Here is a 19,222-nt window from a genome sequence, read left to right as displayed (position 1 = left end):
CGGTTTTTATTAAGGGTGTTTAGAGCCTCTTTCCATTGGCAGGGTTATGCCCAAGCGTCGCTGCAAAGCTTCCACAACCTCTTCTGCTGACTTCTGCCCAAAGTTCTTAATTTCTAAGAGGTCTTCTTGGGTATAATCCAACAAATCTGCCACAGAGTTAACTTGTGCCCGTTTGAGACAGTTATATGCCCGCACAGAAAGTTGCAACTCTTCGATGGGTATCTGGGCAGTTGGGTCGTCTGGAATGTCGGAACCTGTGTCTGTTGGTTCTAGGGAGATGTCTTTCAACGGGTTGAATAAATCTACCAAGATCCCAGCGGCCGAAGATAGTGCTTCTTGGGGGGAAATACTACCATTTGTCCAAACTTCCAACAGCAGTCGGTCTTTTGGAATCAAGCCTTCCCCACGAGATTCTTCAACACTATAGTTGACTTTTCGCACCGGCATAAATATCGAGTCAATTTGGAGAAAATCCAACGATGTGGCTTCCTCACGTCCTCGCTCTACGGTGCGATAGCCTTTGCCTTTCTCGATCCGAAATTCCATTTCCAGCTTTCCACCCTCAGCGATGGTGGCTACATACTGGGTCGGATCGATGACTTCTACTTCACTGGGCAAATCAAAATGCGCCGCAGTGACTGTTGCTGGGCCGTTTACAAGTAATCTACCAATCTGGGGTTGCGAAGAATAGTTTTTCAGGATAACTTCCTTCATTTTCATGAGGATTTCCAGCACATCTTCCCGCACGCCCGGAACTGTGGCAAACTCATGTGAGACTTTTTCAATCCTCACTGCTGTAACTGCCGTACCCTCTAGATTAGAGAGTAAAACCCGCCGCAGTGCGTTGCCAACAGTTGTTCCTTGACCGCGATCTAGAGGTTCCAAAACAAATTTACTGTAATGGTTCCGACTTTCTTCGGTATTCGACTCTACACATTCAATTTGAAACTGCGCCACGGATGAGCCTCCCTTTTTCTAAGGTGCTGCTAGCAGACAAATCAATTGCCTCCTGAATTGACTGCCAATTTTCGATTTTGAATTTGGGATTTGGGATTGTGCTTCTTTGGTTCATGCTCCGCCTCTTGTCGGCGGAACAAATCTTAAATCATCAACTTAAAATCCACGAAGCCATCCATCCTTGTGGTCGGGATCAATCTAAAATCGCAAATCTAAAATCCAAAATTGATTGATAATATTTTGGGTAGCCCGAAGTTTAACAGCTTTCCCTGCGGGAAAATCTGACAGGCTTCTGGTCGCCCAAGCTTTCACCCAATGACAGTTTGCACGTTAAACGCCCAACTGGTCATTGCAAGTAACTTCTCGTCCTCACCGCACAAGTCTTGGTGTTTAAACTCGACGGCGCTTAGGTGGACGACAACCATTGTGAGGAATCGGCGTAATATCCCGAATGAGTGTAATTTCCAGTCCTGCCCCTTGAAGTGCCCGAATAGCGGTTTCTCTACCTGCTCCTGGCCCACTGACCATTACCTCAATTTGGCGCATTCCTTGATCAATGGCTCGACGGGCTGCACTTTCAGCAGCAGTTTGCGCTGCAAAGGGAGTTCCCTTTTTTGCTCCCTTAAAACCGCTAGAACCAGCGCTAGCCCAGGAGATGACATCTCCATTTTGATCGGTAATGGTGACAATGCTATTGTTGAAAGTAGACTGGATGTAGGCCATCCCATTGGGTACATTCCGTTTCTGCTTCTTGCTCCCGGATTTTTTAGTTGGTTGTCTCGCCATACTTGTTTAGTTGATTTAAGGTAAAACCTGCTCGGATTAGCAAGCGTTGCAAAATTATTTCCCTGGAGCCTTCTTCTTCCCAGCCACTGTCTGCCTTCTCCCTCGACGGGTTCTGGCATTTGTGCGGGTTCTTTGTCCTCTGACTGGTAAGCCCATGCGATGACGACGCCCTCTGTAGGTACCAATGTCAACTAGGCGCTTGATGTTCAGAGACTCCCAGCGCCGCAAGTCCCCTTCAATTTGATAGTTACTTTCTATTTCCCCTCGCAGGGCTGTCACATCGGCATCACTTAAGTCCTTAACGCGGGTGTCTGGGTTCACACCAGTAGCCGCTATAATTTCTTGAGAGCGCGATAATCCAATTCCGTAGATGTAAGTCAGACCGATCTCGACGCGCTTATCGCGTGGAAGGTCTACTCCGGCAATACGTGCCACAATGAACTCTCCCTATTGTTCTCGCAATTACTGTTGGTTGGAAAAACGTGATTAATCGCGTCTTTTCGTTTTAATGATGATATGCGTGTTACATCTGGCTCTGTTGGTAAGAGCGTTAGCCTTGACGTTGTTTGTGCTTGGGGTTCACGCAGATCACCATGACGCGACCACGACGTTTGATCACGTTACACTTTTCACAGATTTTCTTGACTGAGGCTCTAACTTTCATGCCTTTTATTCTTTGACTCCAAATATAAAATCATAGCATTTCTAGGGAAATTAATCCACTAAATTGACTAGTAAAGAGTCAAAAAAATGGTTTTATGGTAAAATCGTCTACATATAGTTACTTCTTTCGTAGTCGATAGGTAATTCTGCCTTTGGTCAAGTCGTAATGAGTTAACTCTACCTTGACGTGATCGCCGGGTAAAATCTTGGTAGATTGACGGTTCACGGGAAGATATGCCAAGACGGAATCCCCATTGTCTAATTGAACTCGGAACTTCTGAGCATTTTTTAAGATTGAGCCATCATCGCGTTTAACTAGAAAGCTGTCACGAGGTAATAACTCTGTAACGCTGCCTTCCACTTGAATCCCTTCTGGCTGACTCAATAATTTACTTACCTCCGATGAAGATTTTAGTTGCATTTACTTCTTACGCAAGCGATAGGTGATTCTGCCTTTAGTCAAGTCGTAGGGAGTCAACTCCACCTTGACGCGATCGCCGGGCAAAATCTTGATATAATTTCGGCGAATCTTACCGGAAATGTGTGCTAGCACGTTAAAGCCATTGTCCAAGTCAACGCGAAACATCGCATTGGGCAAGGACTCTGTAACCGTGCCTTCCATCTCAATCAAATCTTGTTTAGACAATTTGTTTTTTCCTCAACTCAACAATTTCGTGTTCAGTTGCAGCGCTTCATCTGCAAAAAAACACATTTTAAGAAATATATCAACAGTTTATTAATATATCTTAGCTAAAATTGCTCTGCTCCTTGGTAGAGGGGAGTAGTGAGTGGGGAGTAGTGATCTCTCTACTCCCCCTACTTTTCAGGAAGCGATTACCTTTTGGAGTTCACCAGTGACATCTTCTTGGGACTGATCGCCATTTACTGTTAAAAGTTTTTGGCGATCGCCGTAATAATCAATTAAAGGTGCAGTTTCAGTGCGGTACACTTCTAACCGACGACGAATCACCTCTTCGGTATCATCTTTTCGTCCTCTAGCTAGCAAACGTGCGATCACAACTTCATCTGGTGCATCTAGATTGACTACCCTTTCGCCACTTTGATGTATTGTTTCCAGCAATTCTTCTAAAAAAGCAGCTTGCGTCACTTTGCGGGGAAAACCATCAAGAATCCAACCATTTCCTGCATCTGGTTGACTGAGGCGCTCCTGTACCAAGTCCTGCACTAGCTGATCGGGTACTAACTCACCGCTATTTACATAGTTTTGAGCCTTGATTCCCAAAACAGTTTGCTCTTTCATGGCTTGCCTTAATATTTCACCTGTAGAAACATGGGGAATATTCAAGTGTTCAGCCAAGGTTTGAGCTTGTGTTCCTTTACCAGCTCCAGGTGGTCCCAAGAAGATTAGTCGCGTCACTATTGTTTCACCATTCCTTCATAGCGCTGAGATATCACGTAGGTTTGGATTTGTCTTGCCGTATCAATCGCCACACCAACTAGAATTAATAGAGAGGTAGCACCCAATCCTTTAAAGGTGGGTACTCCTAAAGCACTTTCCACACCGGTTGGAATAATAGCGACCAGTCCCAAAAAGATCGCACCCAAAAAAGTGAGTCGGTTTGATACGCGCTCAATATACTCACTAGTCGCCTTACCGGGACGAATGCCAGGAATGCTAGAACCCATTTTTTTCAAGTTTTGTGCAACATCTACTGGGTTGAGAATCAACGAAGAATAGAAGTAGCTGAAGAAAACGATGGAAATCATGTACACCAAGGCATAGACCCAGGAGCTAGAACCGCTCGGACTCAGATAAGTGTTAATTATATTTGCCAATTCGGCATTCTTGGCGAAATTGGCTATCAGCACTGGCAAACTGAGGATGGCCGCTGCAAAAATAATTGGCATTACGCCGCCTTGATTTAGCCGCAAGGGTAAAAAGCTACGTTGCTCTGCCAAAACTCGACGACCTACTTGGCGACGAGCCGAAATAATCGGGATGCGGCGCATTCCTTCCTGCACAACCACAATACCAACAATGGTTGCCAGGAAAACTAAGATCAGTACTATCACGCGACCCACTGTTTCCCGACCGCCGACTTGCACCAAATCGATCGTATCCCCTAAAGCTTTTGGTAATGACGCGACAATGTTGACAAAGATCAACAAAGATGCTCCATTTCCAATCCCACGTTCTGTAATTAGTTCTGATGTCCACATTACGAACATGGAACCAGCAGTCAGAGCGATCGCCGTTTCAGCTACAAAGATCGGACCTGGCTTTAAGGCGAATTGCTGGAGGAATAATGCCGAAAAAGCTGTACTTTGAAGAATTGCCCAACATACAGTGACATAGCGGGTAATTTGCGATATTTTCCGCCGCCCCGCTTCGCCTTCATTTTTCTGTAAATTTTCTAAAGATGGAATCGCAGCAGTGAGCAATTGGATGATAATAGACGCATTAATGAAGGGCAAAATCCCTAAAGCAAAGACGCCCAAAGTCGAAAGTCCGCGTCCTGAAAATATATCCAATAAACCGAATACGGAATTATTTCCCGATATGGCTTCGTGAAACCGCTCTCTATTAATCCCTGGTACGGGCAAGAAGATGCCCAGGCGAACTAAAATTAAAATACCGACAGTGACAAGCAGCCTACCTCTCAGCCCAGCTGCCTGTGCCATCTGCATAAAAGTTTCTTGAGCCGTTGGGGCTTTATCTCGACTGATCATAGAGTGCTACCTTTATAGTGAACCAGGCGCTGACAGCGAGTTGGCTTGCATTTAAGTGCGCTGTTCCGGCTCACTCATAAGACTTCACAACTCCCCCCAGCTGCCTCAATTTTGCTACGAGCTGAACCTGTGAAAGCTGCCGCTTGTACTTTGAGCGGAATGCTCAATTCCCCGTTACCTAAAATTTTCAATGGACCTTTGACAGCAGTCAGGATACCTGCGGCTTTCAAGGAAATCAAAGTTACTTCCGTATTAGCGGGAAGGGAGGCTAGCTTCTCTACATTAATCGTAGTGTAAATCTTCTGATTCACAATCGGAAAGCCCTTCAATTTAGGCAAGCGGCGGTACAATGGCTGTTGACCACCTTCAAAACCTGGTCTAGTACCACTACCAGACCGAGATTTTTGACCTCGCATACCTAGACCAGCACTGGCACCTTGACCGGCAGAAATACCTCTGGCTACACGCTTTTTGCGTTTCTTTGAGCCTTTTTGCGGCTTAACATCATGGAGTCTCATAAGTTATCAAGTTGTCATTTGTCGTTTGTCATTTATAAGCCATTGCCTTGGACGGGTTTCCCGGCTTGTAGTAGCAAGTGGCGTCATTTGTCGTTTGTGAGCCAGTGCGGTCTTGGGGGTTTCCCTCATGAGCAACTGGCGAACCCAAAGGGTCGTTTGTCATAGCTAAGAGCAAAAGACTAGGGACTACAGACAAATAACCACTTAGATGTAGAGATTTTGAATAGGAATACCGCGATCTTCGGCGACCTCAGAAAGGGTACGCAGTGTTGATAAGGCGTTAACTGCGGCTCTAGCATTATTGAGCGGATTATTGGAGCCAAGTTGCTTGGCTAGGACGTTACGAACTCCTGCCAATTCCAACACAGTCCGTACAGCACCACCCGCAATTACCCCAGTACCAGGTGCGGCTGGACGCATAATCACCTTTGCACCGCCACCGACACCATCAATGGGATGGGGGATGGAATTGGATTTGGTGATTGGGATATCAATCAGGTGTTTTTTGCCGTCGGCTACGCCTTTTTTGACGGCGCCAATTACATCTGAGGCTTTACCTACTCCAACACCAACTTGACCGCGTTCGTTACCGACGACAACGATCGCTCGGAAGCTGAGTTTCTTACCTCCTTTGACCACTTTGCTCACGCGTCGGATTTGGATTACCCGTTCTTGCCAAGTGGTTTCTTCTTTTTTGGCACGCTTTGTTTTACTTTTACGCTCTGTTGCCATAATCAATGCTCTGTTAATGTCATTTGTCAGTTGTCATTTGTCAGTTGTCATTTGTCTTTTGTCATTTGTCCAATGACTAATGACCAATGACTAATGACCAATGACTTTAGAAATCTAAACCAGCCTCGCGTGCTGCATCAGCTAGTGCTTTGACACGACCATGATATAAGTTACCACCGCGATCAAAGACTACTTTGGTGATGCCTTTTTCTAGCGATCGGACTGCGATCAACTTACCAACTTGCACCGATGCGTCGCGGTTTGCACATGACGCTAAACTAGATTTCAACTCTGGTTCTAAAGTCGATGCTGCCACTATGGTTTGATGCTGAGTATCATCAATTAATTGGGCATAAATATGCTCATTAGAACGGAACACCGCTAAACGCGGACGTTCTGGGGAGCCAATAACTTTACCCCGAACGCGTCGATGACGACGGTTTTTTGATTCTCTACGAGTAAGTTTCATTTTTACTTCTTACCACCCTTACCAGTCTTACCAGCTTTTCGTCTGACCACTTCACCGGCATAGCGAATGCCTTTACCTTTGTAAGGTTCTGGTGGACGAACGGCACGAATTTTTGCGGCTGTGTTGCCGACGATTTCTTTGTCATAGCCGCTGACAATGACGTTAGTGGTACCTTCTACTGCAAATTGAATTCCATCTGGGGGAACAATTTGCACCTGATGGCTGTAACCCATATTTAAAACTAGGTTACCCCCTTGAAGTTGTGCCCTGTAACCAACACCTTGAATTTCCAAACGGCGCTGAAAACCTTGGGAAACTCCCTCGACCATGTTGGCAACTAAAGTACGGCTCAAGCCGTGCAGTTGCTTTGAGGTACGAGTTTCATCCCGACGGGTTACGTGTAATATTTCTCCCTCTTGAGAGACTGAGACATTAGCTGTTAGAGTGCGAGAAAGTTCTCCTTTTGGGCCTTTCACCACAACATTCGCACCATTAATCGCCACTTGGACTTTGGCGGGAATGGTAATCGGACGTTTACCAATACGAGACATGACTTTTTGTCCTTTGTTATTTGTCCTTTGTCCTTTGTCCTTTGCCTTTCACTAATGACAAATGACTAATGACCAATGACTACCAAACGTAACAAAGCACTTCCCCACCCAAGTTCTGACGCCGCGCTTCGCGGTCAGTCATAATCCCACTGGATGTAGAAATAATGGCAATGCCAATGCCACCTAGTACCCTTGGTAATTCTTTTCTATTGGAATAAACACGCAAGCCAGGTTTACTCACTCGCTTTAAGGCGGTGATCAGAGGCTGACGGTTTTTACCCTTGTATTTCAGGGAAATCACCAGATTGTGTTTTACCCCTTCTTCTGCTTCTTCGATTTCAGCAATAAAGCCTTCCTCCCGTAGCACTTTGGCAATACTCCGGGTCATTTTTGTAGCTGGCACTTGTGTAGTTTGATGCCGTGCCAGGTTGGCATTGCGGATGCGCGTCAGCATATCTGCAATTGTGTCGTTAGCCGCCATCGTTCCCTCTATTGATGAACTTCTTGATCGCGAAAGGGCATTCCTAATTCTTTAAGTAAGGCGCGACCCTCTTCGTCGTTTTTTGCTGTGGTGATGATGGAAATATCCATCCCACGGACTTGATCGATGCTGTCGTACTCGACTTCTGGAAAAATTAGCTGTTCTCTCACACCCAGAGTATAGTTACCGCGTCCGTCAAAGCTTTTTGGGCTAACGCCGCGAAAATCTCGAATTCTGGGCAGTGATAGACTAACTAATCGGTCGAAAAAGGCATACATTCGCTCGGCTCTGAGAGTAACCATGATCCCCACAGGCATCCCTTGACGAATCTTAAAGCCAGCGATCGCCTTTTTCGCCCGTGTCACCACTGGTTTTTGACCTGTTACCAAGGCGATTTCGTTGATGGATGCCTCTAATGATTTCGCATTTTGAGCTGCTTCACCCAAACCTCGGTTAATCGTCACCTTTACCAACTTCGGTACTTGATGAACGTTGGTATATTGAAACTGATTGATCAGTTTGGGGACGATTGTCTCTTGATATAAGCTTTTGAGTCTTGTTGTCGGCATAGTTTTTTGTCCTGATATCCCTGGGCTTGGTCAGGGAACAAAGTTATGAGTTATGAGTTATGAGTTATGAGTTATGAGTTAAATTTAATTCCTAACTCTCAATTCCTAACTTCTAACTATTTATCCAGAATCTCGCCAGTTTTCTTGAGTTTTCTGACCTTTTTGCCTTCTGAAGTAAAGGTATAACAAACACGACTGGCAACGTTTTGCTTAGTGGAATAAAGCATTACGTTAGAGCTATGAATCGGGAATTCTTGGGTAATAATCCGCCCTGATTCCCCTTCTTGCTGGGGTTTGACGTGCTTGGTTTTAATGTTGACACCTTTGACAATAACTTTACTCAGTTGGGGAAGTGCCTGAGTAATTTCGCCAACTTTTCCTTTGTCTTTGCCAGCAATCACTTGTACGGTGTCGCCAGTTTTGACGTGCATTTTGTGGAATACTTTGGGCGTACCCTGTTTGGTTGCCATTAAAGCACCTCCGGAGCCAGAGAAACAATTTTAGTAAAGTTTTTATCGCGCAGTTCCCGGGCAACTGGGCCAAAAACCCGTGTGCCTCTGGGATTACCGTCTTTGTTGATGATCACAGCGGCGTTATCATCAAAGCGAATACTCATGCCACTGTCACGAGATACAGCTTTCCGAGTTCGGACAATTACTGCTTCCACGACATCAGACTTTTTTACACCCATATTGGGTGTAGCATCTTTGACGACGGCGATAATTTTATCACCGATAAAACCATAACGGCGGTTGCCTCCACCTAAAATACGGATGCACATTAGTTTACGGGCACCGCTATTATCTGCAACATTTAGGTAAGTCTGGGGTTGAATCACAATTATTCTCCCTTGTAATGTTGTTAGAAACTAACAACGATGAGGTTTAAGTGGGTTTGACGTTCAGGACTTCTGTGATTTTCCAGCGCTTGGTTTTACTCAGGGGTCTAGTTTCCTGAATGCGAACGCGATCGCCTACTTTACACTTATTTTCTTCGTCGTGAACTTTATATCGTTGAGTGTTAACTACAATCTTGCCGTACTTGGGGTGAGGAGCGCGGTTTTCTATGGCGACTACCACAGTTTTTTGCATTTTATCGCTCACTACCAAGCCAACTCGTTCTTTGACTGCCATAATCTTCTACTTTTCTTCTTTAGCCGATTGACTTGCTGCCCGTTTGCGTTCTGTTTCTACCGTCAGCAATTGGGCTAGGCGGTGTCGGATTTGTCGGAACTGGTGAGGCTTTTCTAGTTGTCTGGTGGCTTTTTGCAAGCGCAACTGAAATAGTTGTCTTTTGATCGCGACAATTTCATCAGAGAGCTTTTCGTCACTTAATTCTCTAGCTTCTGAAATCTTGGGAAGAGGCATCAGCTACTCCTGCTCCTGTGGTTGAGAGCGCACAATAAACTTAGTTTTTATGGGCAGTTTAAATGAAGCCAAGCGCATAGCTTCACGGGCGATTTCTTCAGAAACCCCACCGATTTCAAACAAAATTCGCCCTGGCTTGACTACCGCTACCCAAAACTCTGGATTACCTTTACCGGAACCCATCCGGGTTTCAGCAGGACGCATGGTTACGGGTTTATCAGGGAAAATCCGAATCCAGATTTGTCCACCCCGACGAATATAACGGGTCATTGCCCGACGGGAAGCCTCGATTTGCCGGGAGGTAATCCAAGCAGGTTCTTGAGCTTGGAGTGCAAAATCACCGAAGTTGAGGGTGCTACCACGGGTGGCTAGTCCCTCCATCCGTCCGCGTTGTTGTTTGCGGAATTTAGTTCTTCTAGGACTTAACATGGTTTGTCACTTGTCATTTGTCATTTGTCATTTGTCATCTGCCATTTACTAACGACTAATGACTAATGAAGATTTATCCTTCATTTGAGCGGTCTTCAAATTGCTGGCGACGACGTTGTTGTTGACGGCGCCGGGGTTCACGATCGCGATCGCCGCGATCCCGAGGATCGCGGGTTGCGGGTGGTAGCGGAGTTTCTTCCTGTCCAGGGATAATTTCTCCCTTAAACACCCACACTTTGATGCCCAGAATGCCGTAAACAGTTTTTGCCGTGCAATAAGAGTAGTCAATGTCAGCCCGTAAGGTATGTAAAGGCACTCTACCTTCACGAGTCCACTCTGTCCGGGCAATTTCCGCACCGTTGAGCCGACCACTGACTTGGATTTTAATACCTTGGACACCAGCGCGTTGGGCACGCTGAATCGATTGCCGCACTACCCGGCGAAAGGAAACCCGGCGTTCCAATTGTTGAGCAATGTATTCGGCAATCAGATAGGCATCAGCATCAACTCGTTGAACTTCAACTACGTTAATGCGAATTTGGCGATTACTACCCAAGAGTCCTTGGAGTCCGGTACGCAAGGATTCGATACCTTGCCCGCCACGCCCCACTACTACACCTGGTCTAGCTGTGCGTACTTCTAAGTCGATTTGGTCAGCTTTGCGCTCAATCCGCACCTCAGAAATTCCGGCGTTGTTTTGAGCCAGTCTACCCAGCTTTTGTTCTATGTATTGACGGAGTTTGTAGTCTTCTTGTAAAAGTTCTGGATAGCGATGAGGAACAGCAAACCAACGGGATTGATGTTCATGTGTAATACCCAGGCGAAAACCAACTGGATGAATCTTCTGTCCCACGAATACTTCCTCTAAAATTTCTTACTTTACGCAATTTATTCGTGTAAGCGTGCTTATTTTTCTGGGGCGGCTGCAACAGCCACAGTAATATGACACGTAGGCTTGCGAATTTGGTAAGCTCGACCTTGCGCCCTTGGTTGGAACCGCTTCAACGGCGGACCTTGATCGGCATAAGCCTGAGTAATTACTAGTTGAGTCCGATCTAACCCAGCGTTGTGTTCGGCATTGGCAGCAGCGCTTCTGAGAACCTTCAATATGGGTTCAGTGGCGCGATAGGGCATGAATTCCAGGATGATTAGTGCTTCTCGGTACGATCGCCCCCGGATTTGATCGAGTACGCGACGCACTTTGTAGGCCGAGATGCGGATAAAACGAGCGATCGCTTTTACTTCAGTAGTATTAGTAGCCATAATTTTCTCCAATTTTGTCATTTGTCATCTGTCATTTGTCACTTGTCTTTAGCTAATGACTAATGACTAATAACTAATGACTACCTACCTGCTTTTTTGTCGCTTTTTCCATGACCCCTGTAGGTGCGTGTCGGGGCAAATTCCCCCAACTTGTGTCCCACCATCTGTTCATTTACAAAAACTGGAACGTGTTGGCGTCCGTTGTGAACAGCTATGGTATGACCTACCATTAGGGGCAAAATCGTCGAAGCTCGTGACCAAGTTTTAATAACTTCTTTTCTGTTGTTGTCGTTGAGCTTTTCAATTTTCTTTAGCAGATGATCCGCAACGAAAGGACCTTTTTTTAGAGAACGACCCATAGTTCAATTTTGGATTTAGGATTTAGGATTTAGGATTTAGAATTTCCGATTTTGGATAATTAGGTATCTTAATCAAGTTTCACAAATTTTCAATGCTCACAAGTAGACCCCAATTTAAAATCCAAAATCTAAAATCTAAAATTCTATGATTCACGACCACCGCGACCGCGTTTGGAAGACTTACGGCGACGACGTATAATCAATTTGCTGCTGAGTTTCTTGCGATTGCGTGTCTTCGCACCCAATGTGGGTTTACCCCAAGGTGTAACAGGACCTGATCTACCGATAGGTGCCCTACCTTCACCACCACCATGTGGGTGATCCACGGGGTTCATGACGCTACCTCTCACCTTAGGACGGCGACCTTTCCAGCGATTTCGTCCGGCTTTACCTGCACTCAGGTTTCTAGCATCTGTGTTGCCTACTTGCCCAATGGTGGCGTAGCACTCGCGTCGAATCAAGCGAACTTCTCCTGAAGGCAATTTGAGAGTTACATAATTACCTTCTTTTGCCACGACTTGGGCGCTAGCACCAGCAGCACGGACAATTTGACCACCTTTACCAGGAGTGAATTCTACGTTGTGAACACTAGTACCCAAGGGAATCTTCCAGAGCGGTAAGGCATTACCATCTTCAAAGGGAGCCTCAGATCCAGAAATAACTATTGTTCCAACTTTCAACCCATTAGGATGGAGGATGTACCGTTTTTCGCCGTCTTGGTAATACAAAAGGGCAATTCGGGCATTGCGGTTAGGATCGTATTCAATCGCTGCGACTTTGGCAGGAATATTATGTTTATCCCTTTTAAAATCGATGATCCGATAAAGCTGTTTGTGTCCGCCACCCCGACGACGACTAGTAATCCGCCCGCGATTATTCCGACCTTTGGCGCGATGCTTCGAGGTTGTTAGGGATTTCTCTGGCTCGGTTTTGGTAATTTCCGCAAAGTCAGAGATTGTAACTTGGCGAGTGCTGGGGGTATAAGGGCGATAAGAACGAGTACCCATAATCTATTTTGGATTTTGGATTTTGGATTTTGGATTTACTTAATTTTGGATTTTGGATTTTGGATTTAATGAGTGTTTAACTAATTGCGACCATCTTTGGTACTTATTGAGTAAACTCCTCAATCTAAAATCTAAAATCTAAAATCTAAAATTCCTAGACTTCTGGGAATAGAACTTGTCTAATCTTGTCTTCATCCCCAGGTGCGACGGTAATAATGGCTCGCTTATATTGGGGTTTATAACCAATAAATTTACCAACGCGCCGCTTTTTACGCGGTGGTAGAATGGTGTTGACTTTTACAACCTTGACCTGAAATAAGTCTTCGATCGCAGCCTTGATTTCTGGCTTAGATGCCTTTGGAATTACTTCAAAGGTGTACTTATTCTGCTCCATCAAGATAGTCGCCTTCTCGGTGACTATTGGGCGACGCACTAAGTCGGCAAGGTCGCGGGGGTCAAAGCTAGGCACTGTAGACCTCCTGAATTTTTTCTAGGGCTGATGCCGTAACTACAATTTTGTCAGCGTGCAGTAAATCAAAAACATTTAACTGGTCGGCTGCAATTAGTTTTAAATTTTCAATGTTGCGGGCTGACAAATAAACATTATCTGTATCCGCAATTTCAGACAAAATTAACAGTGCCTTGCTTTCTGGCACTACTCCCCAACGGGCAAGTGCTGCCACTAAGTCTTTTGTCTTCGGGCGAGATAGCTCAGTGCTAAATTCTTCTACCACAATCAAATCGTCAATGCGACCGACAAATGCTGTCCGCAGTGCCAAACGTCGCTCTTTGCGGTTCAACTTCAGGTTGAAGTCTCTGGGCTTTGGCCCAAAGATCACACCACCACCACGCCATAGTGGTGAACGAATCGACCCAGCACGAGCGCGACCAGTACCTTTTTGTCGCCAAGGTTTACGGCCACCACCTCTGACTTCAGCACGAGTTTTTGTACTGGCGTTTCCTTGACGAGCATTGGTCAATTGCCGTACTAAGGCGCGGTGCACAATATGAGACGCTGTTTCTTCCTTGGCAACGCGCAACTCGAAGGTCGTCTCACCGACCTGTTCTCCTTGCCAATTTTTAACTACGCTTTCAACCATCTTTGTTATCTGTCCTTTGTCATTTGTGAGCCACTGCGGTCTTCTCCCAAGGGGAGAGGTGAAGCAAGTGGCGTCATTTGTCATTGGTCTTTTGCCATTTGTCCTTAGCCAATGACTTTTGACTAATGACTTTTGACTAATGACTTTTGACTATCCCACTATTTTTGCAGGCACAACACTCACGAGAGCGCCCGGTTTACCAGGAATGGCTCCCTTAACTAGTAATAAGTTGCGTTCTGGGTCAACTCGCACTATGGTCAGCTTGCGGATTGTGATGCGTTTCCCACCTAAACGCCCTGCCATCCGCTTACCTGGATAGACACGACCTGGTGTTGTCCCAGCACCAATAGAACCGGGCGCTTTGTGGTTTTTGGAACCGTGTGACATGGGACCTCGAGCAAAGTTGTTACGCTTCTGGTTTCCCGCAAAGCCACGACCGATGCTTGTGCCGACTACATCGACAATTTGACCCGCACTAAAAATATCTGCTTTAATCTGTTGACCTAAAGCATAATCACTAGAGCTATCAGTGTGATACTCATTTAGGTGACGCAATGCTGGGGCAGATGATTTAGCCAAATGACCCAGTAGTGGTCTATTCAGTGCCTTTGGTTTGACTTCGCCATAACCAAGTTGAATGGCAAAGTAACCGTCGGTTTGTTTCGTTTTAACTTGTGTAACGGTGCATGGACCTGCTTGAATGACAGTCACAGGAATGGCTACTCCTGCTTCGTCAAATATTTGGGTCATGCCCAGCTTGGTGCCGAGAATACCTACAGACACAGTAACTGGTTCTCCTTTCTACTTGCTGACCTTGAAATTGGACTCTAGAGGACACGTTTTGTACGCATCAGTTAAGGCTGGGTTAGCCTACGAAATTTGGAATGGCTTAAATATAAACCGCTCCAAATGCTTTGGGACACAACAAACCGTGTCCGTACTGCTTGGTGAATCTATTTAGCTTCACTCACTAGATCACCAGAACAGCCACAAGTCCCTTCCCATTGGGAAGAGTAACTTCTGGAATCAATGCAAGGCGCTACAGCTTTCGGCTGTGTGCAGCAATGCTTTCGTCCAAGCAATTGCTCTGGCACTTTCTGGAGCAGCGCTGTCGGCGGGTTTTCCGATTTATATACGTCCATAAAACGGATTCCCGGAGCTTGGCTACTGCCGTGTTGCAGTTGGACTTAAGCGATTCTTACCGCCCAGTATCCGTTAACTGAGACTAACGTAATGCCATAAACCAACATTGCTGCTCAGTTTTTACTTCCTTAAATACCTTAAACTATTGTTTAAGATTTTGCCTACTTTTTCAGAGGCACAGGAGTAAATGTAATCTGGAGCTTAGGATTAGCTTTGGTTGTTCGTCCATAAGCTCCAATTTTGACCTGAAAGCTTTCTTAGTTTACCAGTCTATGAGCAATCTGAGTTAGATTATCCTATTTGGATTAAGCGATCAGCAATTGAAGCTAACACTACCTCAGAATGACAGTAAGAAGGCTGTCTAATTTGCGTGCTTGGTCACAATCTAATAATATAAATTATTTATTTATATTTGTCCAGTAATTTATAGAGTTATTTTTGGAGAGTAGGGACTGAGGACTAAAGAAATGGCCATTCTGTCCCAAATGCTTTAACTTAATCTATCGGTTCAGGGTAAATAATAGAGATATCTAAGTGGGATAAGACGAAAATCTATGGCACTAATTACCACTGGCAACGGTTTAATCCGCGATCTGGAAAAATTTGGCGCTCTTGGGGTGTATGTACCTCTGGAAGGAGGTTATGAAGGTCGATATCAGCGCCGACTACGCGCAGCTGGTTATACCACCCTCCACATTACTGCCAAGGGACTGGGCGACGTAGCTGCCTATCTCACAAGAATTCATGGAGTCAGACCTCCTCATCTTGGTAAAAAAAGTACTGGTAGTGGTGCGGCAGTAGGTTATGTATACTATCTGCCACCAATTATTAGTTCTCATCTAGAACAGCTACCACCAAAGTCAAAGGGGCTGGTGTTGTGGATTATTGAAGGGCATATTCTTTCCAATGAGGAACTTGAGTATTTAGCGAATTTGCCTCAGCTAGAACCACGAGTCAGAGTAGTAATTGAGAGAGGTGGCGATCGCGCCTTCCGTTGGACTTCTCTAGAAAAGACTCTGTTAGCTAGTTAGTCATTAGTCATTAGTCATTAGTTATTAGCAAATGACTAATGACTAATGACTCAATTCAATCAGCATTTAAATAATGCTGAGTCGAAAACCACAAGATGCAAATAACCGCCGTGAAGCCTCGTTAGCAACTGCTGTATCTAGACAAATTTCCTTGATCCCCATCTGATGAAAGCGTTCAATACTTAGCATTACCATCTGCCGCGCAATTCCGTTTTGGCGATATTCCGGCTCAACCCAGATATCATGAATAAAAGCAAATTCCTCTAACCGATAAATTGGTATTTCTCGCTCAATTGTCGCCACGAAAAACCCTACAAGTTGGCCTTCATTTTCTGATACGACAAATACACTGCGTACGCTGGAAGCGTCGGCAAAGCCATCGCTATTTGCCAAACGCATCAACCATTGTTCATAACGCTGTTCTGGATGCGCCAGAAAACCATACTTGGCGGAATCCCATGACTCATGCAAAGCACAAATTTTGGCAACCATTGGTAAAACTGCGGGTACGTCAGCTGTTGTAGCGGTGCGGATCAGCATAAGTTCTGTAATTTGTTGCAGAAACGGTATAAGCGGGTATCTGGAATGGTTACAAGATTTAGAGACTATTTATTTTAATCCTGTTGGTGAGCAAATTTATAACCACCCCACAGAGAAAGAGCGATCGCTATCACCAGCAAAATCGGTATGCTATACCAAGGAAACTGGGACAAGGGTAAATGGGCAGCTGCACGCAGTCCGATGCTGGCGTAGGTCAACGGTAACAGGTAAACTACGACTTTCAGGGCAACTGGTAATGTATCAGGGTCAAAGAAGGTCGCTCCTAAGAATGACATGGGGATAATTATAAAATTGTTGTAGAGTCCAACTGATTCGAGCGATCGCACACTCAACCCCACAATCACCCCTAATCCAGCAAATACCGCACAATTCAGCACCACCAACAGTAGAAATAGTGGGTTGAGAAAATTCCAGTTTCCAGTCAACAGCAGCGCTACCAAAATCACGGAACCGGATGTCATCAACCCCCGCACTACTCCCGCCAGCATTTTACCGATGTGCAACGCTAAGGGGTGTATGGGAGTTAACAACAATTCCTCGAAGGTTTTGGTAAATAATCTGTCTCCACAAATCGAAAATGTCGTTCCACCAAAGCTAATTGTCATCGAGGATAGTGCCACCATCCCCGGTAATATGAACTCCAAATAGTTATTATAGTTACCACTAATCCCTGAGCCGGGTTTGATGGAACTACCCAAACCTAAGCCAAAAGCTAAAATATATATCAGTGGAGATATTAAGCCTGATGCAGCAACTTGTACAAGTCTCACACGTAAATCTAACCAATCTCCCCAAAAAATAGTTAGGCTATCAGCTAGGAGGATTTGAAGTTGCGAAGTTTTGAACCTCTTGCCCGAAAGTAGCGCTCTTTGAGATGTCACGTGCTTTCAATTACTTATCAAAATTTCATTAATTTTTAATTTACATTGTTTGACACATGAATTACTAGGGGTAACAAAAATCTCTGAACCTAAAAGTTGAAAATTAACAACAAAAGGTAGATAATCTAAGTATTCTGACTGGATTAATTGTGAAAATTCAATTAAGAATGTCTGATAAAAATCAAACCTATGGTATAATCTATAAATAGAATACATAAGTAATTAACAAGTCAAGTAGCAGAAAGGTCATAACTAATAGCAATTGGTTAATGACCAAATAAATAAAAAATACTCACCAATATATTCCAGATATAAACAATAAGTGACTAGTAGGGCTTGGCATAAATTCAGCTATCATTTCAATTAGCCAGACAAGTTGCTCAGAGCAACTGGTTAAATGTAGGCAAATTTTCCCCACAGTGTACTATGTTGAAATTCTGTCCAGATTTCTAGATAAGTTCCTATTTTTCTTATTTAACAAGAATATCGTCCAGAAAGTCACAGGCAATTACAGTCAAGAATAGGCATACTGAAAAAGGGAGACAACTTTAGACTACTCCCTCCCAAATCGGCGTGAAGGTGATTAAGCAACAATGAGACGTAAACCCACTGGTAAATCGGCAACTACTTCTAAACCCTCTATTTTCCAATCCCCGATGTTTAACCTCTTCACCATCGCAATTATGGGAGGGGTGTTGATTTTGGGAATTGGGATTGGCATTGCTTTTAGTTCTACAACGACGTTGGCTCCATCAAATGTAGCTTCCCGTGAATTTATTGATCTCAAAGCACCAAACCCTGAAATTTGTGTGCAGTATGGAGCTAGCGCTATGGTGATGGACGCTAGATTATTCGTTACTCTCAACCCTTTTAATGTTTATGTTGCCCAGCCGAGTATGCGTCCTGGATGTGTAATTCGACAAAATGACTGGGCAATTTTAGAGCAACGTAAGCTGGTGACATCCGAGCAGGTAAATGAGTGCAAAAATCGCCTGAACACTTTTGGCTTTACAGGTAATTTAGACAGTGAGAAACCTGATATTAGATGCATATATCAGAACGAAGCTGCTCAAAACTTCTTCACCGCTCAACCAGGAGCAGTTGGAACACCTCAGCAAACGGACAGATTTTAGATTTGGGAATGGGGCATGGGGAGTGCTGAGAGACGCGATTAATCGCGTCTGTACAGGAGTTAGGAGTTATTCTCCTTTTCTCCCCAGTCCCCAGCGATCGCATTTGCTAAATCAGATCATGCGTACTCATCACGGATAATGGTCAAACCTAAAGCTTTGTAAGCACTCAGCATATTATTAGATACTGTAGGTGCTGTTACTAGGTAAGTCAGGGCACGAATAGACTCCACTAGATAAGGAGCAGCCGTGTCCAATTTTTCTGCTGTCACTAATCCTACTACCTCAGCCGATCCAGCAATCATGGCTCGTTTGACGTGCGCTTCATCTAGGTTAGGTACACTAATCCCAATCTCTGGATGCAAACTGCAAACCCCCAACATACACAAATCTGCACGAATCATCCGTAATGTCTCAGTCGTGACAGTACCCACATTCACCAACGTCAAACTGATTATTGATGACAATGATGTAACGATCGCTGGACATCCTTCTAAATATTTACCTGGTTTCAGTGTCGCCAAAACCTTAGAA

General features: G+C 44.8%; 33 protein-coding genes. 2 read left to right on the top strand and 31 right to left on the bottom strand.

Translation table 11 applies throughout. From position 1 onward, the window contains the following. Positions 1 to 9: 9 nt before the first annotated feature. The 28 genes from V7K31_RS03995 to V7K31_RS03860 all read right to left on the bottom strand — a co-directional run bounded on the left by V7K31_RS03995 (position 10) and on the right by V7K31_RS03860 (position 15,084). Positions 10 to 957: a DNA-directed RNA polymerase subunit alpha gene (locus V7K31_RS03995; protein ID WP_335092738.1), complete on the bottom strand. Its 948-nt coding sequence runs from the start codon at positions 955 to 957 to the stop codon at positions 10 to 12. Positions 958 to 1,347: 390 nt separating this feature from the next. Continuing rightward, complete coding sequence (gene rpsK, locus V7K31_RS03990; RefSeq protein ID WP_010998331.1) at positions 1,348 to 1,743, bottom strand: 30S ribosomal protein S11; 396 nt, start codon at positions 1,741 to 1,743, stop codon at positions 1,348 to 1,350. Positions 1,744 to 1,797: 54 nt separating this feature from the next. Continuing rightward, positions 1,798 to 2,178: a 30S ribosomal protein S13 gene (gene rpsM / locus V7K31_RS03985; RefSeq protein WP_335092737.1), complete on the bottom strand. Its 381-nt coding sequence runs from the start codon at positions 2,176 to 2,178 to the stop codon at positions 1,798 to 1,800. A gap of 115 nt (positions 2,179 to 2,293) precedes the next feature. Beyond that, positions 2,294 to 2,407: a 50S ribosomal protein L36 gene (gene rpmJ / locus V7K31_RS03980; RefSeq protein ID WP_015129703.1), complete on the bottom strand. Its 114-nt coding sequence runs from the start codon at positions 2,405 to 2,407 to the stop codon at positions 2,294 to 2,296. A gap of 117 nt (positions 2,408 to 2,524) precedes the next feature. Continuing rightward, on the bottom strand, positions 2,525 to 2,827 hold the full coding sequence (gene infA, locus V7K31_RS03975) for a translation initiation factor IF-1 (protein ID WP_442941206.1): 303 nt from the start codon (positions 2,825 to 2,827) through the stop codon (positions 2,525 to 2,527). Beyond that, positions 2,828 to 3,052, bottom strand: a complete 225-nt coding sequence (gene infA / locus V7K31_RS03970; protein WP_006276978.1) for a translation initiation factor IF-1 — start codon at positions 3,050 to 3,052, stop codon at positions 2,828 to 2,830. A 177-nt stretch (positions 3,053 to 3,229) separates the two neighbouring features. Next, the gene (locus V7K31_RS03965; protein ID WP_335092736.1) at positions 3,230 to 3,784 is read right to left on the bottom strand and encodes an adenylate kinase; all 555 of its coding nucleotides are present in this window, start codon (positions 3,782 to 3,784) and stop codon (positions 3,230 to 3,232) included. Continuing rightward, positions 3,784 to 5,097: a preprotein translocase subunit SecY gene (gene secY, locus V7K31_RS03960; RefSeq protein WP_335092735.1), complete on the bottom strand. Its 1,314-nt coding sequence runs from the start codon at positions 5,095 to 5,097 to the stop codon at positions 3,784 to 3,786. The genes V7K31_RS03965 and secY overlap by 1 nt, the downstream gene beginning before the upstream one ends. Positions 5,098 to 5,171: 74 nt before the next feature. Next, a complete protein-coding gene (rplO, locus tag V7K31_RS03955; protein WP_334825521.1) occupies positions 5,172 to 5,615 on the bottom strand; it encodes a 50S ribosomal protein L15 in 444 nt (147 codons plus the stop codon). Between the two features lie 28 nt (positions 5,616 to 5,643). Continuing rightward, the gene (locus V7K31_RS03950) at positions 5,644 to 5,778 is read right to left on the bottom strand and encodes a hypothetical protein (RefSeq protein ID WP_335092734.1); all 135 of its coding nucleotides are present in this window, start codon (positions 5,776 to 5,778) and stop codon (positions 5,644 to 5,646) included. A 41-nt stretch (positions 5,779 to 5,819) separates the two neighbouring features. After that, complete coding sequence (gene rpsE, locus V7K31_RS03945) at positions 5,820 to 6,347, bottom strand: 30S ribosomal protein S5 (RefSeq protein ID WP_069070766.1); 528 nt, start codon at positions 6,345 to 6,347, stop codon at positions 5,820 to 5,822. Positions 6,348 to 6,453: 106 nt separating this feature from the next. Then, positions 6,454 to 6,816 (bottom strand): 50S ribosomal protein L18, encoded by a 363-nt coding sequence (gene rplR, locus V7K31_RS03940; protein WP_334825525.1) that lies wholly within the window; start codon positions 6,814 to 6,816, stop codon positions 6,454 to 6,456. Positions 6,817 to 6,818: 2 nt separating this feature from the next. Beyond that, positions 6,819 to 7,367 (bottom strand): 50S ribosomal protein L6, encoded by a 549-nt coding sequence (rplF, locus tag V7K31_RS03935; protein ID WP_335092733.1) that lies wholly within the window; start codon positions 7,365 to 7,367, stop codon positions 6,819 to 6,821. Between the two features lie 79 nt (positions 7,368 to 7,446). Further along, on the bottom strand, positions 7,447 to 7,848 hold the full coding sequence (gene rpsH / locus V7K31_RS03930) for a 30S ribosomal protein S8 (protein WP_012410712.1): 402 nt from the start codon (positions 7,846 to 7,848) through the stop codon (positions 7,447 to 7,449). An 8-nt stretch (positions 7,849 to 7,856) separates the two neighbouring features. Further along, on the bottom strand, positions 7,857 to 8,417 hold the full coding sequence (rplE, locus tag V7K31_RS03925) for a 50S ribosomal protein L5 (protein ID WP_334825527.1): 561 nt from the start codon (positions 8,415 to 8,417) through the stop codon (positions 7,857 to 7,859). A gap of 116 nt (positions 8,418 to 8,533) precedes the next feature. After that, a complete protein-coding gene (gene rplX, locus V7K31_RS03920; protein ID WP_196518358.1) occupies positions 8,534 to 8,887 on the bottom strand; it encodes a 50S ribosomal protein L24 in 354 nt (117 codons plus the stop codon). Further along, positions 8,887 to 9,255, bottom strand: a complete 369-nt coding sequence (gene rplN, locus V7K31_RS03915; protein ID WP_334825529.1) for a 50S ribosomal protein L14 — start codon at positions 9,253 to 9,255, stop codon at positions 8,887 to 8,889. Before rplN ends, rplX begins: the two co-directional genes overlap by 1 nt. Positions 9,256 to 9,301: 46 nt before the next feature. After that, positions 9,302 to 9,550, bottom strand: coding sequence for a 30S ribosomal protein S17 (gene rpsQ / locus V7K31_RS03910; RefSeq protein WP_100901244.1), 249 nt, complete (start codon positions 9,548 to 9,550; stop codon positions 9,302 to 9,304). Between the two features lie 6 nt (positions 9,551 to 9,556). Continuing rightward, a complete protein-coding gene (gene rpmC, locus V7K31_RS03905; protein ID WP_300420121.1) occupies positions 9,557 to 9,784 on the bottom strand; it encodes a 50S ribosomal protein L29 in 228 nt (75 codons plus the stop codon). A gap of 3 nt (positions 9,785 to 9,787) precedes the next feature. Then, positions 9,788 to 10,213: a 50S ribosomal protein L16 gene (gene rplP, locus V7K31_RS03900; RefSeq protein WP_012410718.1), complete on the bottom strand. Its 426-nt coding sequence runs from the start codon at positions 10,211 to 10,213 to the stop codon at positions 9,788 to 9,790. Between the two features lie 73 nt (positions 10,214 to 10,286). Beyond that, positions 10,287 to 11,066 carry a 30S ribosomal protein S3 gene (gene rpsC / locus V7K31_RS03895; protein ID WP_334825531.1) on the bottom strand — a complete coding sequence of 260 codons (780 nt, stop codon included), beginning with the start codon at positions 11,064 to 11,066 and terminating at the stop codon, positions 10,287 to 10,289. Positions 11,067 to 11,119: 53 nt separating this feature from the next. Beyond that, positions 11,120 to 11,476, bottom strand: coding sequence for a 50S ribosomal protein L22 (rplV, locus tag V7K31_RS03890; protein WP_069070777.1), 357 nt, complete (start codon positions 11,474 to 11,476; stop codon positions 11,120 to 11,122). Positions 11,477 to 11,556: 80 nt separating this feature from the next. Beyond that, entirely contained in the window at positions 11,557 to 11,835 is a 279-nt protein-coding gene (gene rpsS / locus V7K31_RS03885) for a 30S ribosomal protein S19 (protein WP_012410721.1), read from the bottom strand. Positions 11,836 to 11,978: 143 nt separating this feature from the next. Then, positions 11,979 to 12,842 (bottom strand): 50S ribosomal protein L2, encoded by an 864-nt coding sequence (gene rplB, locus V7K31_RS03880; protein ID WP_335092732.1) that lies wholly within the window; start codon positions 12,840 to 12,842, stop codon positions 11,979 to 11,981. A gap of 154 nt (positions 12,843 to 12,996) precedes the next feature. Beyond that, on the bottom strand, positions 12,997 to 13,311 hold the full coding sequence (locus V7K31_RS03875; RefSeq protein ID WP_179068331.1) for a 50S ribosomal protein L23: 315 nt from the start codon (positions 13,309 to 13,311) through the stop codon (positions 12,997 to 12,999). Next, positions 13,304 to 13,942: a 50S ribosomal protein L4 gene (rplD, locus tag V7K31_RS03870; RefSeq protein WP_334825721.1), complete on the bottom strand. Its 639-nt coding sequence runs from the start codon at positions 13,940 to 13,942 to the stop codon at positions 13,304 to 13,306. Before rplD ends, V7K31_RS03875 begins: the two co-directional genes overlap by 8 nt. 150 nt (positions 13,943 to 14,092) lie before the next feature. Next, the gene (gene rplC, locus V7K31_RS03865; protein WP_335092731.1) at positions 14,093 to 14,725 is read right to left on the bottom strand and encodes a 50S ribosomal protein L3; all 633 of its coding nucleotides are present in this window, start codon (positions 14,723 to 14,725) and stop codon (positions 14,093 to 14,095) included. A 170-nt stretch (positions 14,726 to 14,895) separates the two neighbouring features. Beyond that, on the bottom strand, positions 14,896 to 15,084 hold the full coding sequence (locus V7K31_RS03860; RefSeq protein WP_335092729.1) for a hypothetical protein: 189 nt from the start codon (positions 15,082 to 15,084) through the stop codon (positions 14,896 to 14,898). A gap of 555 nt (positions 15,085 to 15,639) precedes the next feature. Here V7K31_RS03860 and V7K31_RS03855 point away from each other — a divergent pair. Beyond that, on the top strand, positions 15,640 to 16,116 hold the full coding sequence (locus V7K31_RS03855; protein ID WP_335092728.1) for an NAD(P)H-quinone oxidoreductase subunit N: 477 nt from the start codon (positions 15,640 to 15,642) through the stop codon (positions 16,114 to 16,116). A gap of 66 nt (positions 16,117 to 16,182) precedes the next feature. On the opposite strand, the gene V7K31_RS03850 is transcribed toward V7K31_RS03855, so the two are convergent. Continuing rightward, positions 16,183 to 16,656 (bottom strand): GNAT family N-acetyltransferase, encoded by a 474-nt coding sequence (locus tag V7K31_RS03850; RefSeq protein WP_335092727.1) that lies wholly within the window; start codon positions 16,654 to 16,656, stop codon positions 16,183 to 16,185. A gap of 74 nt (positions 16,657 to 16,730) precedes the next feature. Beyond that, complete coding sequence (locus tag V7K31_RS03845) at positions 16,731 to 17,558, bottom strand: ABC transporter permease (protein ID WP_335092726.1); 828 nt, start codon at positions 17,556 to 17,558, stop codon at positions 16,731 to 16,733. Positions 17,559 to 18,151: 593 nt separating this feature from the next. Between V7K31_RS03845 and V7K31_RS03840 the strand changes: the two genes are divergently transcribed. Then, positions 18,152 to 18,691, top strand: coding sequence for a DUF3172 domain-containing protein (locus tag V7K31_RS03840; protein WP_335092724.1), 540 nt, complete (start codon positions 18,152 to 18,154; stop codon positions 18,689 to 18,691). Between the two features lie 116 nt (positions 18,692 to 18,807). On the opposite strand, the gene V7K31_RS03835 is transcribed toward V7K31_RS03840, so the two are convergent. Then, entirely contained in the window at positions 18,808 to 19,212 is a 405-nt protein-coding gene (locus tag V7K31_RS03835) for a hypothetical protein (RefSeq protein ID WP_442941204.1), read from the bottom strand. Positions 19,213 to 19,222 lie beyond the last annotated feature (10 nt).

The sequence above is a fragment of the Nostoc sp. genome (assembly GCF_036917675.1).
Lineage (GTDB): Bacteria > Cyanobacteriota > Cyanobacteriia > Cyanobacteriales > Nostocaceae > Nostoc.
Note: the sequence above shows the minus strand (reverse complement) of the source record. Positions and strands in the feature narration are given on the sequence as shown.

Bases quoted from the DNA above. Each gene is read 5' to 3' on its own strand.
- rplE (WP_334825527.1), bottom strand. From the start codon at position 8,417: ATGCCGACAACAAGACTCAAAAGCTTATATCAAGAGACAATCGTCCCC.
- rpsK (WP_010998331.1), bottom strand. From the start codon at position 1,743: ATGGCGAGACAACCAACTAAAAAATCCGGGAGCAAGAAGCAGAAACGG.
- rplX (WP_196518358.1), bottom strand. From the start codon at position 8,887: ATGGCAACCAAACAGGGTACGCCCAAAGTATTCCACAAAATGCACGTC.
- rpsQ (WP_100901244.1), bottom strand. From the start codon at position 9,550: ATGGCAGTCAAAGAACGAGTTGGCTTGGTAGTGAGCGATAAAATGCAA.
- rplD (WP_334825721.1), bottom strand. From the start codon at position 13,942: ATGGTTGAAAGCGTAGTTAAAAATTGGCAAGGAGAACAGGTCGGTGAG.
- rplF (WP_335092733.1), bottom strand. From the start codon at position 7,367: ATGTCTCGTATTGGTAAACGTCCGATTACCATTCCCGCCAAAGTCCAA.
- rplP (WP_012410718.1), bottom strand. From the start codon at position 10,213: ATGTTAAGTCCTAGAAGAACTAAATTCCGCAAACAACAACGCGGACGG.
- V7K31_RS03840 (WP_335092724.1), top strand. From the start codon at position 18,152: ATGAGACGTAAACCCACTGGTAAATCGGCAACTACTTCTAAACCCTCT.
- rpsH (WP_012410712.1), bottom strand. From the start codon at position 7,848: ATGGCGGCTAACGACACAATTGCAGATATGCTGACGCGCATCCGCAAT.
- rpsE (WP_069070766.1), bottom strand. From the start codon at position 6,347: ATGGCAACAGAGCGTAAAAGTAAAACAAAGCGTGCCAAAAAAGAAGAA.
- rplB (WP_335092732.1), bottom strand. From the start codon at position 12,842: ATGGGTACTCGTTCTTATCGCCCTTATACCCCCAGCACTCGCCAAGTT.
- infA (WP_442941206.1), bottom strand. From the start codon at position 2,827: ATGCAACTAAAATCTTCATCGGAGGTAAGTAAATTATTGAGTCAGCCA.
- secY (WP_335092735.1), bottom strand. From the start codon at position 5,097: ATGATCAGTCGAGATAAAGCCCCAACGGCTCAAGAAACTTTTATGCAG.
- V7K31_RS03860 (WP_335092729.1), bottom strand. From the start codon at position 15,084: ATGGACGTATATAAATCGGAAAACCCGCCGACAGCGCTGCTCCAGAAA.
- V7K31_RS03850 (WP_335092727.1), bottom strand. From the start codon at position 16,656: ATGCTGATCCGCACCGCTACAACAGCTGACGTACCCGCAGTTTTACCA.
- rpmC (WP_300420121.1), bottom strand. From the start codon at position 9,784: ATGCCTCTTCCCAAGATTTCAGAAGCTAGAGAATTAAGTGACGAAAAG.
- rplO (WP_334825521.1), bottom strand. From the start codon at position 5,615: ATGAGACTCCATGATGTTAAGCCGCAAAAAGGCTCAAAGAAACGCAAA.
- rpmJ (WP_015129703.1), bottom strand. From the start codon at position 2,407: ATGAAAGTTAGAGCCTCAGTCAAGAAAATCTGTGAAAAGTGTAACGTG.
- V7K31_RS03950 (WP_335092734.1), bottom strand. From the start codon at position 5,778: ATGACAAACGACCCTTTGGGTTCGCCAGTTGCTCATGAGGGAAACCCC.
- rpsS (WP_012410721.1), bottom strand. From the start codon at position 11,835: ATGGGTCGTTCTCTAAAAAAAGGTCCTTTCGTTGCGGATCATCTGCTA.
- V7K31_RS03855 (WP_335092728.1), top strand. From the start codon at position 15,640: ATGGCACTAATTACCACTGGCAACGGTTTAATCCGCGATCTGGAAAAA.
- rplR (WP_334825525.1), bottom strand. From the start codon at position 6,816: ATGAAACTTACTCGTAGAGAATCAAAAAACCGTCGTCATCGACGCGTT.
- rplV (WP_069070777.1), bottom strand. From the start codon at position 11,476: ATGGCTACTAATACTACTGAAGTAAAAGCGATCGCTCGTTTTATCCGC.